16 protein-coding genes and 1 tRNA gene are annotated in these 18,059 nt (G+C 46.2%); 11 read left to right on the plus strand and 6 right to left on the minus strand.

The genetic code is table 11. From position 1 onward, the window contains the following. Positions 1–4: 4 nt before the first annotated feature. Positions 5–2,455: an ABC transporter permease gene (locus tag HGH90_RS08195; protein WP_169190840.1), complete on the minus strand. Its 2,451-nt coding sequence runs from the start codon at positions 2,453–2,455 to the stop codon at positions 5–7. 164 nt (positions 2,456–2,619) lie between these two features. On the opposite strand from HGH90_RS08195, the gene HGH90_RS08200 reads away from it, so the two are divergent. Then, a complete protein-coding gene (locus HGH90_RS08200) occupies positions 2,620–3,699 on the plus strand; it encodes an AI-2E family transporter (protein WP_169190841.1) in 1,080 nt (359 codons plus the stop codon). 31 nt (positions 3,700–3,730) lie between these two features. Further along, positions 3,731–4,210 (plus strand): hypothetical protein, encoded by a 480-nt coding sequence (locus HGH90_RS08205; RefSeq protein ID WP_168764475.1) that lies wholly within the window; start codon positions 3,731–3,733, stop codon positions 4,208–4,210. A gap of 7 nt (positions 4,211–4,217) precedes the next feature. Here the strand turns inward: HGH90_RS08205 and HGH90_RS08210 are convergent, their stop codons facing one another. Next, positions 4,218–6,644, minus strand: coding sequence for an ABC transporter permease (locus HGH90_RS08210; protein WP_169190842.1), 2,427 nt, complete (start codon positions 6,642–6,644; stop codon positions 4,218–4,220). A gap of 203 nt (positions 6,645–6,847) precedes the next feature. Between HGH90_RS08210 and HGH90_RS08215 the strand changes: the two genes are divergently transcribed. After that, on the plus strand, positions 6,848–7,366 hold the full coding sequence (locus HGH90_RS08215; protein WP_168764473.1) for a GNAT family N-acetyltransferase: 519 nt from the start codon (positions 6,848–6,850) through the stop codon (positions 7,364–7,366). Here HGH90_RS08215 and HGH90_RS08220 read toward each other — a convergent pair. After that, complete coding sequence (locus HGH90_RS08220) at positions 7,355–7,690, minus strand: hypothetical protein (RefSeq protein WP_168764472.1); 336 nt, start codon at positions 7,688–7,690, stop codon at positions 7,355–7,357. The two genes, HGH90_RS08215 and HGH90_RS08220, sit on opposite strands and share 12 nt — an antisense overlap. Further along, the gene (locus HGH90_RS08225) at positions 7,687–8,496 is read right to left on the minus strand and encodes a DUF899 domain-containing protein (RefSeq protein ID WP_168764471.1); all 810 of its coding nucleotides are present in this window, start codon (positions 8,494–8,496) and stop codon (positions 7,687–7,689) included. The genes HGH90_RS08220 and HGH90_RS08225 overlap by 4 nt, the downstream gene beginning before the upstream one ends. Before the next feature lie 133 nt (positions 8,497–8,629). Between HGH90_RS08225 and HGH90_RS08230 the strand changes: the two genes are divergently transcribed. The 6 genes from HGH90_RS08230 to HGH90_RS08255 all read left to right on the plus strand — a co-directional run bounded on the left by HGH90_RS08230 (position 8,630) and on the right by HGH90_RS08255 (position 13,526). Continuing rightward, entirely contained in the window at positions 8,630–9,652 is a 1,023-nt protein-coding gene (locus HGH90_RS08230) for a GlxA family transcriptional regulator (protein ID WP_168764470.1), read from the plus strand. Between the two features lie 52 nt (positions 9,653–9,704). Next, on the plus strand, positions 9,705–9,911 hold the full coding sequence (locus tag HGH90_RS08235) for a hypothetical protein (protein ID WP_168764469.1): 207 nt from the start codon (positions 9,705–9,707) through the stop codon (positions 9,909–9,911). A gap of 55 nt (positions 9,912–9,966) precedes the next feature. Next, positions 9,967–11,841: a M1 family metallopeptidase gene (locus HGH90_RS08240; protein ID WP_168764468.1), complete on the plus strand. Its 1,875-nt coding sequence runs from the start codon at positions 9,967–9,969 to the stop codon at positions 11,839–11,841. A 148-nt stretch (positions 11,842–11,989) separates the two neighbouring features. Beyond that, positions 11,990–12,358: a YccF domain-containing protein gene (locus HGH90_RS08245; RefSeq protein ID WP_168764467.1), complete on the plus strand. Its 369-nt coding sequence runs from the start codon at positions 11,990–11,992 to the stop codon at positions 12,356–12,358. A 63-nt stretch (positions 12,359–12,421) separates the two neighbouring features. After that, positions 12,422–12,625 (plus strand): hypothetical protein, encoded by a 204-nt coding sequence (locus HGH90_RS08250; RefSeq protein WP_168764466.1) that lies wholly within the window; start codon positions 12,422–12,424, stop codon positions 12,623–12,625. Between the two features lie 250 nt (positions 12,626–12,875). Then, on the plus strand, positions 12,876–13,526 hold the full coding sequence (locus HGH90_RS08255; RefSeq protein WP_168764465.1) for a nuclear transport factor 2 family protein: 651 nt from the start codon (positions 12,876–12,878) through the stop codon (positions 13,524–13,526). Positions 13,527–13,558: 32 nt separating this feature from the next. On the opposite strand, the gene HGH90_RS08260 is transcribed toward HGH90_RS08255, so the two are convergent. Then, on the minus strand, positions 13,559–14,137 hold the full coding sequence (locus HGH90_RS08260; RefSeq protein WP_168764464.1) for a YdeI/OmpD-associated family protein: 579 nt from the start codon (positions 14,135–14,137) through the stop codon (positions 13,559–13,561). Between the two features lie 112 nt (positions 14,138–14,249). Here HGH90_RS08260 and HGH90_RS08265 point away from each other — a divergent pair. Both HGH90_RS08265 and HGH90_RS08270 read left to right on the plus strand, forming a co-directional pair. Further along, positions 14,250–14,322, plus strand: a tRNA-Lys gene (locus HGH90_RS08265). Positions 14,323–14,738: 416 nt separating this feature from the next. Next, a complete protein-coding gene (locus tag HGH90_RS08270; RefSeq protein ID WP_168764463.1) occupies positions 14,739–15,803 on the plus strand; it encodes an LPO_1073/Vpar_1526 family protein in 1,065 nt (354 codons plus the stop codon). A gap of 282 nt (positions 15,804–16,085) precedes the next feature. Here HGH90_RS08270 and HGH90_RS08275 read toward each other — a convergent pair whose 3' ends face one another. After that, a complete protein-coding gene (locus HGH90_RS08275) occupies positions 16,086–17,444 on the minus strand; it encodes a reverse transcriptase domain-containing protein (RefSeq protein ID WP_168764462.1) in 1,359 nt (452 codons plus the stop codon). Between the last annotated feature and the right edge of the window lie 615 nt (positions 17,445–18,059).

Genomic DNA, 18,059 nt, shown 5'->3' on the forward strand with positions numbered 1-18,059 from the left:
CCCGTTATTCTGATTTTAGCGACTTCACCGGGTTAGTGAGGGCAGCTCTCACCGACTGTAAACTCACCGTCATCAGGGCGATGGCCATGGTGAGCAGGCCTGATATAGCAAATAACCACCATTGTATTTGTGTACGGAATGCAAACCCCTGCAACCACCGGCTCATGATATACCAGGTCAACGGGGTGGAAATTGCTGCAGCAATAGCCACCAGCTTCACAAAATCTCCAGAAAGCAAACCTACGATACTGGTTACCGACGCACCCAGCACTTTACGGATACCGATTTCTTTACTGCGGCGACTGATATTATACGCGGTAAGCCCCAATATACCCAGGCAGGTAATAAGTAAAGTAAATAATGAAAAGATGCGTACTAATGTACCAAACTGCTGGTCAGCCTTGTATTGCTGGTCATATAGCTGGTCGAGGAAATGATATTCGAAAGGATATCCCGGATACTGTGTTTCCCAGTAGGATTCAATTTTAGCGAGGGTTTGCCGGATGTCCCGGGTTTGCAGTTTAACGGAAAAGAAGGAGCCCCTGCTTTCGTCGTACCAATGTATCATAGGAAGTATAGCCCCTTTTAATGATTGCTGATGATAGTTATCTACTACACCCACCACCGTACTATACGGCTGTTCGTGAAAGGCCAGGGTTACTTTCTTGCCCAGGGCTTCTTCCGGTGTGGTGAAGCCCAGCAGCCGGCAGGCTTCTTTGTTCAGTATTAATTCATTCAGATTAGGTTGTCCTGCCCTGAAATTATGTCCTGCCAGTAATTTAATGTTCATCAGCGGAACGAAACCGGCATCGACAGAATAGCAATAGAAATTGTAACCATTGCCTTCGCCGGATTCATAACGCTTGATGTTGTTAAACGTGCTGAGTTCATGCAGGCTAACGCCCGGCAATGATTCAGAGGTGCTGACATGTTCTACCTGGGAAAGTTGTTTTACCTGGTTAATAAATCCCAGGCTTTGCAGTCGCCTGATGGAATCAATAGATTTACCCTCTCCATGCGGGGAGCGGAGCACTAATATCTGTGAGGTGTTGAGTCCCAGATCCTGCTGCTGCATGAACGACAGCTGCTGGAAAATGATGCCGGAGGCGGAAAGTACCATAAGCGCGGCGGCAAATTGTCCTACCACCAGCACCTTCCTGAAGGTGGCATTTCCGGAAGCTGTGGTGGTTTTCCGGGTAACGCTCACCGGCTTAACGGCGGAAAGCACCAGGGCAGGATAGCCGCCTGCCAGCAGGCAATTAAGTACGAATAAGGCTGCCACCATCCACCAGAAAAAGGTGGAATGGAAAAAGCCATAGGTAACTGGCTGGCCGGTAAGCCGGGTATATACCGGTAGTAGCAGTTGAATGAAGATAAGTGCCAGGCCGGTGGCCAGGATATTTATCAGCACCGTTTCTGTCATAAACTGTTTAATTAGCGATGCCCTGGATGATCCCAGTGCTTTACGCATGCCGGTTTCGCGCGACCGGTCGGAAGCGCGGGCAGTGGTGAGATTAATGTAGTTAACCGCGCCTACCAATAGTATCAATACGGCTACTGCCAGCATAAACTGCACTGTTCTGATATCGCCATTTTCTTCCGGCTCAAAGGATTTATGAGAGTGTAGATGGATATCCCGGATAGGCTCAGCGATGCAGAGATCTTTTTTCAATTTCTCCCGGGAAATTTGCCGGAGTTTATCATTGAAGGCAGCCAGGCTGGCATGAGGTATCAGCTGTACGTAAGTATAGTTGTTATTGGCATTCCACGTATCAAGGTTTAAGCCCCGGGCAGTGAGGGAGGCGAAAGAAAACAGGAGATCGAATTTCAGATGGGTATTGGGCGCCACATCTTTCACTACAGCAGATACCGTATACGCCATTTCTCCGTCGATGATCGTTTTACCTACCGCAGATTGGTTGCCAAACATGCGATGGGCGCTGCTTTCGGTTAATACCGCTTGTCCGGCTTGTTGCAGGGCCGTGGCGGGACTGCCTTCTATAAAGTCGAAGTTAAATATGGTAAACAGGGAAGGATCTGCTGCCAGCACATGGTTCATCTTGAAAATTTTGCCATCGGCTTTTACCTCCGGTACTTCTTCCATATTTTCTACCCGTACATAGTCTACTACTTCCGGCAATTGCCTTTTTAGTAACGGTCCCAGCGGTGGATGTGTTTCGCAGTCGGTACCAATGAAAGCGGCATCTTTATATAGTTGTAAGGTAATGCGGTAGATATCGGCGGCATTCTTATAGCCATTTTCGTAGCTATATTCGAACCGGGCATAGTTCATGATCAGCAGGAAAGCCGTGGTGGCTAATGCCAGGCCCACAATGTTGACAAAAGCGTAAAACTTATCTTTCTTGAGGTTACGCAGGGCGATCTTCAGGTAGTTTTGCAGCATACGTAAGCAAATTGATAAATGGTGATGGAGGGCGCACAAGAAGGTTGCCATAAATAGGATGTTTGACAGATGGGCATTTAATCAGCGGTCGTTAGAGAAGGGTGTCCGTTTCCGGACAAATGTGTCCGGAATTAAGAAGTGGGTATCTGGTGAAGCTGGTCAACACTAAAGGCGGATTCTTGTTATATTTATGATGTAGCTTTAAATATGACGGTATGAATAATTACGGGAGGCCCGGTTCCAGAAATATGATTGAGTCTATCCTGGTGCTCTTATTATTGCTGGCGCTGCTGCTGGCCCTTTATAGTGTACTGCGCCTCTTTTTTGGGGTACTCACCTTTGCCCTGATATTTTCTATTTCCTTTCACGGCTTTTTTGAGCGCATGGTCCGGTGGATGGGCGGTCGCCGGAAGCTGGCGGCCACTATTTACGCCATTGCCGTTATGGCCGTCATCGCCTTGCCGGTGACCTATATCATAGCAGAAATGAGCGCTCACCTGCGCGGGGCGGTACACTGGATCCGGGATGCCAGGGAAAATGGATTGCCACCCCTGCCAGAATGGGCAGCAAACATGCCCTATGTGGGCGGTGATATCCGCAACATCTGGCAGCAGATGCAGGACAGTCCCAAAGATTTGCTCAATGGCCACGAGAGCCAGGTACGGATGTTATTGAATCGTATTATCAGCAGCGGGGCAGGCATCATAGGCGCCGCGGTGCAGTTGCTCATCGGGATTATTGTATCTGCCTTTTTCCTGGTAAGCGGGGAAAAATCGGTGAAGCCTATCCGTGCTGCGGTGCAGCACTTGCTGGGGCGCAAAGATGGAGCTGATTTGCTGAATGCCACTACCATGGCCATCAAAGGCGTATCCATCGGTGTAATGGGTACAGCGTTTATAACGGCCATCGTAGCCTGGATAGGGCTTACTATTGCCGGTATTCCATATGCGCTGGGGCTGGCAGCCCTGATATTTTTCCTGGTCGTAATACAGATAGGTCCACTTATCGTTTGGGTTCCCCTCACTATTTGGGTGGCCACGCAAGGACATCCAGGCATGACGGTTTTCCTGATCATCTATGGCAGCGGTATTCTCATTGGTGAAGCGATACTTAAGCCCATCCTCATTGCCAGGAGCGGGAAACTGCCTTTCCTGGTGCTGTTTATAGGCGTTATTGGCGGCGTGGCAGCATGGGGATTTACGGGCATGTTTAAAGGAGCTATCATTGTAGCGGTATTTTATACCATCTTCAATTCATGGCTGGCGCGTAAAGACAGTGCGCGGGCTGGAGAATAGATAGTAACTTTGTCTCCTTATCCTCCTTATTATGAAGGCTGCTTCTATCAGCGAAATAAAGAAAGAATTATCTGTACTGGCCCCTGCCGAACTGGCGGCGCTATGCTTACGGCTGGCCAAATATAAAAATGATAACAAAGAGCTGCTGACCTACCTCTTGTTTGAAGCACATAACGAAGAAGGATATATTACCGCGGTGAAAGAGGAGATAGATAACGGGTTTGCGGAGATCGCCAGCGATAAGTTATACCATGCCAAAAAGCGCCTGCGTAAAATATTGCGTATAACGAACAAGCACATACGTTATACCGGCTCTAAACAGGCGGAAGCAGAGCTGTTGATCTATTTCTGTACTAAGATGAAACAATCCGGATTATTATCTTCCTATAGTATTCAATTACATAACCTCTTTGAGCAACAGCTGAAGAAGATTAAGAAGGTGGTGGCCGCACAGCATGAAGACCTGCAATACGACTATGAACGGCAGCTCCGGCAGCTGGCAGAAGAATGACAACCCGCTATTCTGTTCTCAAACTTTTGACAGGATTTACCAGCGCCGCCCGGATAGCCTGGTAACTTACCGTAAACAAGGCAATCAGCAGGGCCAATATCCCCGAGCCGGCAAACATCCACCATTGTAAGTGGACCCGGTATGCGTAGGCCGACAACCATTTATCCATGGCATACCAGGCAATAGGAGTAGCAATGGCCATGGCGATCAATACCAGCTTCAGAAAATCGCCCGACAGTAATTGTACGATACCGCTTACGCTGGCCCCCAAGGCCTTGCGGATACCGATCTCCTTTCTTCGCTGTTCGGCGCTGAAAGCCGCCAGGCCAAATAATCCGAGGCAGGAAATGAGGATAGCGATAATGGTAAAATAATTGATGATGCGGGAGAGCGTTACCTCTGTATCGTATTGTTTTTGTACCGCCTGATCCAGGAAAATATATTCAAACGGCACTTCCGGCAGGTAGCTTTTCCATACGCCTGCCATCTTAGTGAGCAGGGCAGCATAGTTTTTACTGCTGCTATTAACGATCATGTAAGTATAGTCAGACACCTGTGTATCAAACAAGATCATAAATGGCCGTACATTATCATGTAGGGAATTATAGTTAAAGTCTTTCATCACCCCGGCAATTTCAATACTGGCAGGCGCGCTCTGGTCGGCCGGTTGTGTGTAAAGCAGCTGCCCCTGTGCAGTTTGAGGGGTGAGTCCCAGTTTGCGGGCCATGGTTTCATTGATCAGCACACGGCCGGAGTCGGAGGAGAGAAAATCCCTGCCGCCTACAATCTGTATACCCATAGACGATGTAAAATGTTCGTCGGTGAGCATGAACTGAACAGCTACCATGCCGTCGCCGCTACTAGTGGCCGTACGCAGGTGTATATCGTTGAACACAAACTGACTGGGGTAGTTGTTAGACAAGCCTACTGCTTTTATTTCAGGAAGTTGTTTGAATGCGGCCGCCAACCCGCTCATTTTATTGCGTGCATCGGGTGTATGGAAGCTGAGTACCAGTTGCTGATCTTTCTCGAAGCCCAGGTCTTTTTGCCTGATATAGTTCAGCTGACTGTAGATAATAACGATGCCGGTAATCAGTACAATAGCCAGTGAAAACTGGAATACTACCAGGATGCGGCGTATTCCCGATGCAGATACCCGGTTGGTAAAATTGCCTTTCAGCACTTTGGTGCTGTTGAAGGCAGATAGATAGAAAGCTGGGTAGCTGCCAGCGACCAGCCCTGTTACCACGATGAGGAGTACAATGATGGTCCATAACCGGTAGTCGGTGAGGAAAGACAGCTGTACTGTCGCTTGCGTAAGTAAGTTGAGCCAGGGAAGGGCGAGCGCCAGGAGCGGCAGGGCAATCAATACGCCCAGGGCAGAAAGCAGGAGCGACTCTCCGAGGAACTGCTGTACCAGGTTGTTGCGTTTGGCGCCCATCACTTTGCGGATGCCTACTTCTTTCGCCCTTTTGGAAGCGCGGGCAGTAGAGAGGTTCATAAAGTTGATACAGGCGATCAGCTGTATCAATGCAGCGATCAGTAACAACAGGTACAGGAAGCGGGGGCTCACCGTTTTGCCCAGTCCCAGCTCAAAGTCGGTGCTGGTATGCACTTCCTTTACCGGTTGCAGCACCAAGGATTTTTCCATGCTGGTATGCTTCAGCTGTTCTGCGCCATGTTGCCGTAGAAAGGCTGGCAGCTTCTTTTCCAGTGCAACAGCATTGCTATGTGAGGTGAGTTTAACATAAGAAGCCACAAAGTTGTTGGTTGCCCAGGAGTTGCTGGTACGCACATAATCGCCAATGCCGCCGCTATTCATCGAAAAGAAAACAGGCGCCTGCACATGTGATTTTCCCAGGCTTTCATCTATGACGCCATCTACTTTAAAGTCGTGTATACCATCGGTATTTTCCACCCGTACTATTTTCCCGGTAGGATCGGTGGCGCCAAATAATTTTTCGGCCATACTTTTTAACAGCACCATAGAATAGGGGCCAGATAAGGCCGTAGCGGGTTGGCCGCTGATAAAATGATAAGTAAAAATATCGAAGAAGGTGGAGTCAACATACGCGGCATCTGAGATATAAATCGCCTTATCCCGGTAATGTAACAGGTGTTTGTTGGCATCTTTGGGGATGACGATGCGGGTATATTGTGCTATTTCGCTGAAGTCGTTTTTTAATGCAGGGGCAATAGGGGGAGAAGTAGTTGCAGTATGGTGCGTTTCGCCGGCCCGTTTCATCAGGGTATTGACCCGGTAAATATTTGCTGCATCCTGGTAGTGCCGGTCATAGCTGTATTGTTCCTGTACATAGAGCAGGATATACAGGCAGCATAGCGTACCAATGGCCAGGCCGAATATATTGATAAAGCTGAAAGACGTGTTTTTTTTCAGGAAGCGAAGTGCTGTAAGAAGGTAGCTTTTGAGCATATAAACAAGATAGTCTTATGGTGGCGCACTAATCGGATGCCAGAATCCGGTAAGTTATAAATCAATAAATTACGTTCCATAAAATAACGGAAATGTCCGTTTCTGTACAGTTGTGTCCATTTTTGGGGTCAAAAGCAGCCATGCTTATTTGCTGTCTTCACTGGAAAAATCTATTTTGTAAGGACTCGTTATAAACTGGATGCATGAAAATCTTATTTGAAACACCTCGTTTGCAGCTACGTACGTTTGCTGCATCGGACGATAAATTTATCCTGGAGTTACTGAATACGCCCAGCTGGCTGCAATATATCGGGGACCGGCAGATACGCACCCTGGCGGATGCGCAGCGCTATATCATGAATAATTTACTGCGTTTATATGCGGAGCAGGGATATGGAGCCTGGGTAGTGATATTGAAGGAAACGAATGCGCCTATTGGTATTTGTGGTTTGTTTAAACGGAAATACCTGGAGCAGCCGGATCTTGGCTTTGCTTTTTTGCCGGAAGCAGAAGGGAAGGGCTACGCTTATGAAGCGGCAGCGGCTACGCTGGAGTATACACGAAAGGAGCTGGCTTTGCCCTATTTGTTTGCTATTACCCAGCAGGATAATTACCGGTCGGTACGTTTGCTTACGCGTTCCGGTTTTACCCTGCAAGGCACTATTCTCCCGCCGGGAGAGGCAGAGGAACTGATGTTGTTTAATATCGCCTTAGGGCTTTGACCTGGCGTGCCGGTGTTGCTGCAGCAGGTGTAATCCTTTGTTCAGCACCAGGTATATTAATGAGCCCACACACAACACCACCAGCCCTGTTCGCAGCCAGGTGGCCACGGTAACAGATAGCCCTATTCCTGTGCCCAACGCTATGTAAGCAGCCAGACAAATGGGACATTTAGGTATCAGTGCGAGGGTGATGCCCGGGAGCAACCATCGCACGGTTTTGATGATACGCTGACGGAACGAGGGCGAACCGGTGGATTGTGGAGGTGTTGCTTTGCTGCTGGTGTTGCTGCCCGTAGCACCACCGCAGGAGCAATACGGTTTCATGACGCACCCTCCGCTGAACTGCAACAGCTGTGCGACGTTTTAGGACTATCGTATTTATCGTGATGACGCACCCAGTTGGAAAGATCGGTGCCAGCACCTTCATTACGCCCCAGTGGCGCTATATCCAGGTAATTATAAGTGACCAGCTGTAATTCTCCTCCTCTTGCATAGGTGGAGTAAGTATGATAGATTGTTCCGGTTTCATCTTTATAAAAGCAGCTGAGTCCCGGCAGGTCTTCCATGTGTACTGGTAAATCGTCTATGGTGCTGTAATTGTAAGCCACTTTCCCTTTTTCTATATCTTCTTTATGGAATGACACCTGGTAGTCGTAGTTGAAGTCGCTGCCGGCAGAAGATACCCACGGGAATTTCCAGCCCATACGTTTTTTGAATGCATCCAGCTTGGAAAACGGCGCCCGGGCTACTACCACCAGCGATACGTCATGGTTTTCCAGGTGGGGCAATGCGCCATCTATGGAGTCGGCTGCAAAAGAACAGCCTACACAACCTTCAGCATCATTTGGGCCCAGCATAAAGTGCTGGATGATCAGCTGACTGCGGCCATTGAATAAGTCGGAAAGGGTTACTTTCCCGTCAGGGCCTTCAAACACATATTCCTTCTCCACTTTTACCCATGGCAGCGCCATACGTTCGCGGCTCAATTCATCGCGCAGGCGGGTGAATCGTTTTTCTTTCTCGAGAAATTTTTTCCTGGCCACCAGCCATTCTTCAGGAGATACTACCTGGGGAGAGAACCCAGGTTTTACGGGTGAGGGCGTTAAGCCGGCAGATGCATTGGTACTCATGATTTCTGCTGTTTAGTGTCTTACAAATTTCTCCCGTTTAACGGAAAAATCACCTGTGCAAACACGCCTAATTTGGGGGGCATTTGTGCCACCAGAATAACCTACTTTTGTATAGCATCATACACTAATTGCCATGAAAACAATTTCCTTGCTCATTTACGAAGATGCTATTCTTTCTTCTATCGCCAGCGTGATGGACATTTTCAACGGCGCCAACCGCTATTGCGCGCAGGCCGGTAAAGAGCCCGCTTTTAAGCTGGAGCTCATTGGCGAAAAGATGAAGAACATACAGTTGCAGTCGCCGGCACAATTTATCTGTTATAAAACCATTGATGAGGTAACTCAAACCGACCTGATCATGGCGCCCGCTTTCCAGGGCACGCCCGACCACGTACTGCCTAAAAATAAAGGGTTAGTAGATTGGATCCGGGATATGCATGCCGGGGGCACAGAAGTGGCCAGCCTGTGCCTGGGCAGTTATTTCCTGGCAGAAGCAGGGCTGCTCTCCGGTAAGTCCTGTACTTCCCACTGGCAGGCGCTGGATGATATGCGTACCCGCTATCCCGACATCAACGTATTGGCCGATAAGGTAATGACCGACCAGGAAGGCCTCTACACCAGCGGTGGCGCCTTTGTTTCCCTGAACCTGGTGTTGTACCTGATAGAAAAATTCTGCGGACGCGATGCCAGCATCTGGGTGAGTAAAATGTTTTCTATCGATATGGACCGCGTTAATCAATCCCACTTTGCCGTGTTCCAGGGACAACGCCGGCATGAGGACCAGGACGTTCTCAAAACGCAGGTGTATATCGAACAGCATTTCGACGAACAGCTGTCTATCGACCAGCTGGCTGCCATGGCCAATATGAGCAAACGAAACTATATCCGCCGGTTTAAACAAGCCACCCAAAATACCCCACTGGAATACCTGCAACGGGTAAAAATTGAAGCGGCAAAAAAAGAGCTGGAAAAGAGTACGCAGAACATTACCACGCTGATGTTTAATGCGGGCTATAACGATGTGAAAACATTCCGCCAGGTATTCAAACGCTTTACCGGTCTTACGCCGCAGGAATACCGCAAAAAATATAGCCGCTCGGCTACAGATACATCGCCTTCAAAAAAATGGGGCACCCTGCATGGCCGCATGCAGTAAATGTGCCCGTTCTTATGCGGCTAATTGGTTAACTTTCCATAAACGAACAGCCATGAAAAAAGCGATCATTCATTTAGACGGCAAAGACTATCATATCTTTCCGGCGGCGGATAAGGAGAAAACCTATCTCGTAAAAATAGATGAACACCAGGTAGTTTTTCAGCCAGATGAGCAAGGGAAGCTTGCGGCTTCGCACGATCATATTCCCAACGAATTTCTGTCGCGGCTGGCACAGAAGATCGAATCGTATTTCTTCTGACAGGGAGTATCCGTCAACTTTTCCCTATTTTTATCCCTGTAACCAGTACTAAGGTATGAACAAGATCATGTATAGCCTGCTGTTGCTGATGGGTGCACACACCCTGGCATCCGCACAAGAGTTGTATATGCCCCGCAATATTAAGCAGGCATATATTAATGAAACAAGAAGTAAAACCGGCGCACCCGGTAAACATTACTGGCAGAATAAGGGAAGCTATAATATCCAGCTATCGGTAAATCCGCCTGGCAGAACCGTGACCGGCACAGAAACCATCAGCTATGTAAATAACAGCCCCAATGCATTGAAAGGAATGATGCTGCGCATCATCTGCAACCTGCATAAGTACCAGTCGCCCCGCTCCGGGTATGTGAGTAAGGATTTTCTAACCGACGGGGTCACTATCGATACGCTGCTCATCAACGGCGTGGCGGTAAAATTCAACAACGATGTAGGCACTACCGCATATGTATCTTTTCCACAGACGCTGGCCTCGAAAGACAGTGTGCAGCTGCAGATCAACTGGCATTATGATTTGTCGGTATTGAGCGGCCGCGAAGGGATGATTGACAGCACCACTGTATATATGGCCTATGCATACCCGCGGGTATCTGTATACGATGATTACAACGGCTGGGATGGTATTGACCATACCGACCGGGTAGAGTTTTACAGTGATTTCAACGACTACCAGGTAGCGGTAAAAGTACCGAAGAACTTCGTGGTGTGGGGAACCGGCGATTTGCTGAATGCAGCAGAAGTGCTGCAACCGGAGGTAGCCAGGCGTTTAAAGCAATCCTATACCAGCGATGATATTCTGCATATTGCTACCCTGGACCAGATGACGCGCGGAGCGGTTACGCAACAGCGCGACTGGAACACCTGGAAGTTTGTAGCGCATCATATTGCCGATGTAACATTTGCGGCCAGCAATCATTATGTATGGGATGCGTCGAGCGTAGTGGTAGACAGCAGCACCATGCGCCGGGCCAGTGTGCAGGCAGCGTATAATGATACCGCAACCGATTTTCATCATTCTGTTGCTTTCTCGCAAAATGCGTTGAGCTGGTTTTCCCATCATTATCCCGGCGTTCCTTATCCATTTCCCGTAATGACGGCCTTCCAGGGCTTTGCTGATATGGAATACCCAATGATGGTGAATGACGGGTCGGCAGGGGATGACCTGGGCTTTGCCCAGTTGGTACAGGATCATGAAATAGCGCATACTTATTTCCCTTTTTATATGGGCATCAATGAAAGTCGCTATGCCTTTATGGATGAGGGATGGGCCACCACTTTCGAATACCTGATTGGCATTGCGGAGAAAGGAAAGGAAGCGGCGGATGACTTCTACAAGAAGTTCCGGGTCACTAAATATATTACCGATCCTTCCACAGAAGAAGATCAGCCTATCATTTCCATGTCTAACCAGGTAAGCGGCATGGGCTATAGCAACAATTCCTATGGGAAAGCGTCGCTGTCATACCTGGCTATTAAAGACCTGCTGGGGGAACATCTCTTTAAAAAATGTTTACATGCCTATATGGACAACTGGCATGGAAAGCACCCGATACCGTGGGATTATTTCTATTCGTTTAACACCGCTGCCGGCCAAAACCTTGACTGGTTCTGGAACAACTGGTTCTTCAGTAATAACTACATTGACCTGACTTTGTCGGATATAAAAATCAGTGGAAAGAAGGCGCTGTTGCATATTACCAATACCGGTGGGTTTGCCGTGCCTTTTGATGTAGTGATTACCTATGCTGACGACAGCAGAGAAAGCATTCATCAAACGCCGGCTGTCTGGAAAGCAAATACCAGGGTGGTGGTACTACCGGTAACGTTGAAGAAAGCTGTGAAGCAGGTGACCCTGGATGGCAACCTGTTTATGGACGCCAACGAAAAGGATAACAGCTGGAAAAAGTAATACCTGCCGGATGCTTCCCCGGGTGCAGGTGGCTGGAAGCTGGTAGCAGATGTATTTGAAGCTGATCGGGGTCATTAATTTTGGTATAATTTCCCGGTAAATTATCGAGCTGCTTTAAAATGTAGGTGTTCCGTTCTACATTTGGGATATGAACTTACTTGGTAACATTTTATGGCTCATATTCGGGGGCTTTGTTGCATTTATCCAGTATATGATCAGCGGCTTTTTGCTGTGTCTGACGATCATTGGTATTCCATTCGGCATACAATGTTTTAAGATAGGGTTCTTTACCCTGTTTCCTTTTGGGCGCCATGTGCGGGATGTACCGGGGCAGACGGGGTGTTTGGCGACCATTTTTAATATCATCTGGATATTTATCGGGGGCATCTGGATTGCGTTGGCGCATTTATTTTTTGGCTTGTTGTTGTGCATTACGATCATCGGTATTCCCTTTGGGCGTCAGCATTTTAAGCTGATGAGCCTGAGTTTTACACCTTTCGGTAAGGAGATCTATTAACGGCTGTGTATGCCGGTGTTGGCATGACAATTGGGTTTTTATCATGGACCAAAAACCTGGCATATGAAAAAGATATTGATTGCAGCCGCAGCGGTAGGTACCGCAGTGTCCCTGGCAGTAGCCTTGTATATCAGGAAGCGCCAACAGGGTTCAGGTATTATAGATGACACCCGCAATGCGATGAAGAAAACAGGCCGCAAAGCACGGCGGTTTATGGAAGACGTGCAGGAAAAAGCAGATGGCATTTACAGTAATGCCATGGGATAGGTGAAAAAAAATTATAAGTGGCAGGCGTCCGGGATTCCGGGCGCTTTTTTATTTTATGGCGGCAGGCATTGGCGATCTCCAGAGAATGCGCTATGTTTGTTATATCAGTATTTACGCTTCATATCTCATCTCCCGGATCCAACATCCGTCTTCCCGGAAAGGAAGCGGGTTTTCCTTTCCCTGATATTTCTCACCTTATTATTTAATCTTGTTTTCCGGGGCATCGTGCCACGGAGATATATTTACTATTATGACTACAGCCAACAATAAGGCCATGGTATTGGCCGCCGTAAAGCAGTTGATAGGGGAGCGTAACCCCCAAGCAGTAGATACTTATGTACACGATGATTATATACAGCATAGTCCACAGGTAAAAGGAGGTAAGGCGGGCTTGAAAGCCGCATTGGAACAGCTCCGGCAGCTGCCGGCACCCGGACGGCAGGAGTCGCCGATAGTGATGGTAATAGCAGAAGATGATTATGTACTGTTGTTGATGCAGTTGACCTTTATGGGGAAACGCCTCGCTATTGCAGACCTTTACCGGGTAGTAGACGGGAAGCTGGCCGAACACTGGGACGCTACCCAGGAGCAGGCTATCACCATGGTTATTCCGGGTGTTGAGGAGTTGGGAGTTCCTGCTGTGAACAAAGCTATCGTGCGGGAGTTTTTCAGGAGTGCCGATGGTGCTTTAGTGGCGCCGGGGTATGGCGGTCCGCTGGATTTTGGCGGGCATACCCTTCACCGGATGGTGGCAGAGGGGGCGTTGGTGATGGTGCAGTCTTCCTGCAACGGCGCTGTTTTTTACGATATCTTCCGTTTAAAGGATCAGTTGCTGGCGTCGCATTGGCGGGTGAGTCAGGTGATACCGGCGGTGATGCCGCATGAAAACGGTATGGTATAATCTAATACAGCCGGGTCTTTTTGCGGGCCCGGCTAATGAAATTTTTCCTGGCGACTGAGCATGTCGATGATGGTAACGATGCGTTTGGCTCTTGTCTCCGGTTTTTTGGCGGTTTGTAGCCGAAAGTAAATAGCGAATAAGTTTTGCTTGTTGAGGGTATCAAAAAAGGCTTTTGCTTTTTTGTTTTTCTTCAGGGCTGCCATAAAATCTTCCGGGATAGCTGCTTCTTTTGACGTGGCGTAAGCGCTTTCCCAGCGTCCATCGGCCTTGGCTTTTTCCACTTCCCGCTGGCCGGCAGGCTTCATTTTCCCGGCGGTGGTGAGTCGCTCTATATGCTGGGTATTCCTTTGCGACCAGATGCTTTTGGTACGGCGTGGCGTAAATTTCTGTATGAAAGAAACGTCATCCAGCGCCTTTTTTATCCCATCTATCCAGCCGTAACAGAGGGCTTCATCCAGCGCCTGTGCATAATTGATCGAGGGTGTTTGGGTGTTTTTTTTAAAGATACGTAGCCAGGCGCCATCCGTATCGGCATGATGTTGTTCCAGCCAATGGGCCCATTGTTCCTGGGTTTGAAAGGTTAATATGGGAGATTCTTTAGGAGTTGTCATGGTATCAAATATACGTTGTCAGACAACGTGTAACCATCAGCGTTATAAAAAGATAAAAAAAATTTGGAAGTAATAAATAAATTACTACTTTTGCACTCCCATTAAATGAAACGATTCCCTAGCTCAGTTGGTAGAGCAATACACTTTTAATGTATGGGTCTTGGGTTCGAGTCCCAAGGGGATCACAAGAGACGTATAAAACCTGCGCTGGTCGCAGGTTTTTCTTTTTTAGTTGAGCGTTTAGTCGAGTTCCTTTTGTGTGACTCCGATTTCTTTCCCATACTTTATACAGGTTAATCAGCTTTTACTAAACTACAAATTTTATCAATAAATACTAACATTTTTTGGGGAAGTCTTTTACTTGTATATACTTTAATATAGCCTTCGCTCCAAGGTTCTTTTTTGTACCTTTATCTGAAAAGAAATTCAATATGGAATGGATAATTCAAAATAAAGAGTGGTTCTTCAGTGGGCTAGGTGTTGCTATTATCACGATCATCTGGAGCCTCCTCAGACGGGAGAAATCTGACCGTATCGTTCGTCAGAAACAGAAATCCGGATCCCATTCGAATAACATTCAAGCAGGCGGAAATATCAATAAATGAGCACCCAAAAACAGGAGCAGAAATCAGGCTCCGATTCTACAAACATCCAGGCAGGTGGTGATGTCAATTTCGGCTTGAGCTATGGAGACTTGAGACAGGCTGTGATGGACATTTTCAAAGCCAATTTTTATGAGCTATCCGAAGCTGCCAAACAACTGGCAATGAAAAGGGCAGAGGAAATAACAAAGAGCTTCTTGGAAGAGTTCCTTGAAAAACATGCTCAACATACTACAAAACTTCAAGAGCCTGGTGTCCAGGCTTCCCTATTTGAAGTACAGAAGGCTTATGCTAAAACCGGTGATAAAGAACTGGGACAGCGGCTGCTCGCAGTTATGTTGCAACGAGTCTGCTCAAAGGAACGTAGCATCCGTCAAATCGTGCTAGATGAGGCAATTGAAGTCCTTCCGAAACTAACTGACGCTGAAGTCAAACTGTTAACGCTTTCGGTATCTGCAACAAAGATTAAGTACACCGATATTAACTCGCCTCGGAATTTTGAGAACTTCATTAAAAATGCACTTTTAAAGTTTTTTCCGGACAGCATAACCCCGGCAGAATCAAGTCATCTGCAATATTGCGGATGTTTTACGCTGCCAATGGGTATGTCCAAAATGTATATGAGTCTTGGTGAATACTTGGGCCATCGGTACCGTGGATTATTAACGCATGGCTTTACTGAGGAGGAATTCAAAGTTGCCAGTGATGGTCGTGAATTGGATAGCTTAGGTGACTTTGTAATCAAAAGCCTCAGAGATGAACACTGCTACCAATTTAATGCCATGTTCGACGCAGAGTTTGACAACAAACTCGCAAAGCATAGTCTTGGAACCACTGCAACGTCTTTAAAAAATCTGTGGATGAGAAAGGCAATGACCAAAGAAGAGGTGGAAGCACTCCTGATAGAGATGGACCCACGGATGAAAATGTTGATCTACGCTTGGAACAGAACCATTCTTTCCGCAATGGAGCTAACCCCGGTAGGATATGCCATCGCTGCCGCGAACTTCAACCATGTAATGAATGGCGATATAGATTTTCTGACATTAACAAGCATGCCTTAATAAGGACCGATCGGATTATTTAGCTCTCTTGCAATTCACTCAATAGCTTTAAATCCACCAGAAGATGGTTCGAGTTTTGTATCATAAGGTTTACAAACAACTTTCAACCTCGTGCTAGTCGCGAGGTTTGCTTTTTTAGTCGAGTTCCTTTGGTATAACCTCAATTTCTTTCCCATACTTTATACAGGTTAACGACCTTTTGCAGAGATACGAAATATATGTTTTGGAATTTATAGATTCAGTCACTGTTATGCTAAGGAAGATTGCTTATTTTAATCCTGATTAGATATTAGCAATAGTGACTGCTTGTTTCTTCTGTGGGGGCAGATTGGAAGAGTCTTCAATCGCTTTTATTGTTTCTTCTACTGCATTTAGTCGCTTCCAAATTTCTACTGCATATGGAATACCGGAATTTCTTCTCTGTGATGGGCTTAGCGCGATAATTTCCCTTTTCTTACCCTTATATTTTAACTTGGTAACAGATTTTCTTTGCAGGGTAAAGTCGAGATCAGTAAATAATAAATACAATTGTCTGTCGATATATTTATCTATTTCTCTTGCTTGATCTTCTAAATCGACAAAATGATATGCCGCAATCCATCCTTCGACTGTGTTCTTTAATGAAGTCAACATTGGTAATAGTCCATATGAGTTTGAACCTACAGTTGTTATTCCAATAATTTTTTCTTTTAAAGAATCGAATTTTTTATCGATTACCCAACATTTTTTTCCGTCAAATCGGATAGATAAAAATGAAAATTTGTTGAAAACAGGATCAACTATCCTTGTTTTCGCAGAGTTATCATTGGGCGCGCCAAGCTCATGAACAGTCAGTTTTAATTTTTCCTCTAATTCCTCTATCGCAATTTGATATGCTTTTTCAGCTTCTTGCTTTGTTTTACATAATATTATAAAATCATCAGCATATCTGATCATTCGATATTTTTCAGAGATCATCCTCGCGTCAAAAGGAGAAAGGTATATATTGGCTAATAGTGGAGATAAAGCATTTCCTTGGGGAATACCATTTTCTGTGTTTTGGAAATATTCCTCAAATATTTCTGAGGAAAAATTTTGGGGATTGCCTATTTCTTGCTGTAATGCTTGTTCAATAAGGGTCTCCAAGCTGCTATCAGGTAGGCGGCTGTTAATATTTTGTACTAGACCTTTTTTATCAACATTATCAAAAAACTTTTCAATATCAGCTTCAAGTATATATCTGTATCCTTCTTCGTAGTAATTGCGCATTGCCCTAATAGCATCTTCTACATTTTTCCCTTTACGATATGCGAAACTGCAAATATTGTCAAGATGGAACTGTTTTGCTAATAAATCATCTAGCTTCAATGCGATTGCTTTGTGTACAATCCGATCCTTTATTTCGGATACTCTTAAGGGCCTTAACCCACCATTGTTTTTTGGGATTGTAACAGCTTTTACTTGGCTAAATGTGTAGGTTTTATTACGAAGCTGTTCTGAAATTTTTTTAAGATTTCGTGATAAATTCTTTTCAAACTCCTTTATTGAGATGTTTGAAAGACCTCGTGAATTTAAGTTGCTTTTGTCGAGCTTTAACCATGCTCTGTGCAGATACTTAACTTTAGAGATTTGGTCGATTAACAACAAATTCTTTTTTCCCATTTTCTTTCTGAGATTCAGGTTCCTAGTTGCTCTGAACAACTTTTGCAGGTACAACTCCGTAAGCATAGAAGTGAACCTATTAAACACAGGGTGAAGAATCCCCTCATCCTGGTCTGCCTAACTAGCTCGAACGCGTTAGCCATCTGTCGGCAATATGCACCAACCCAGCGCGCTATCGCGGCGGACAGTACCGCCTTTGTACTTCTTTTGTTTCTTTTTTAACCGCCATTTTCAAAGCTACATTTTTTTCTCACTTGACGAAATTTTTTCAAATTCCTGGCCGCCCGCAGCCTTCCCTGCTTTGATTGTCCCACTTCTACAGTCAAGGAAGCCCTGAACCTGCAAATAACCGTAGTAAACTGGGAGCAGAGAAGTGAACCTATTAAACACAGGGTGAAGAATCCCCTCATCCTGGTCTGCCTAACTAGCTCGAACGCGTTAGCCATCTGTCGGCAATATGCACCAACCTCAGGCGTACTGCAAATATATCACTTTTTTGATGAAAAATTAAAATTTAACAAAAAGTTATGAAAAAAACTGGTCTTTTTTACTTATATTATTAGAGCGAAGCTGTATATGGATTAATATTGATATATTTAATCAGCATTTAAATTA

The sequence above is a fragment of the Chitinophaga sp. Ak27 genome, from assembly GCF_012726295.1.
Lineage (GTDB): Bacteria > Bacteroidota > Bacteroidia > Chitinophagales > Chitinophagaceae > Chitinophaga.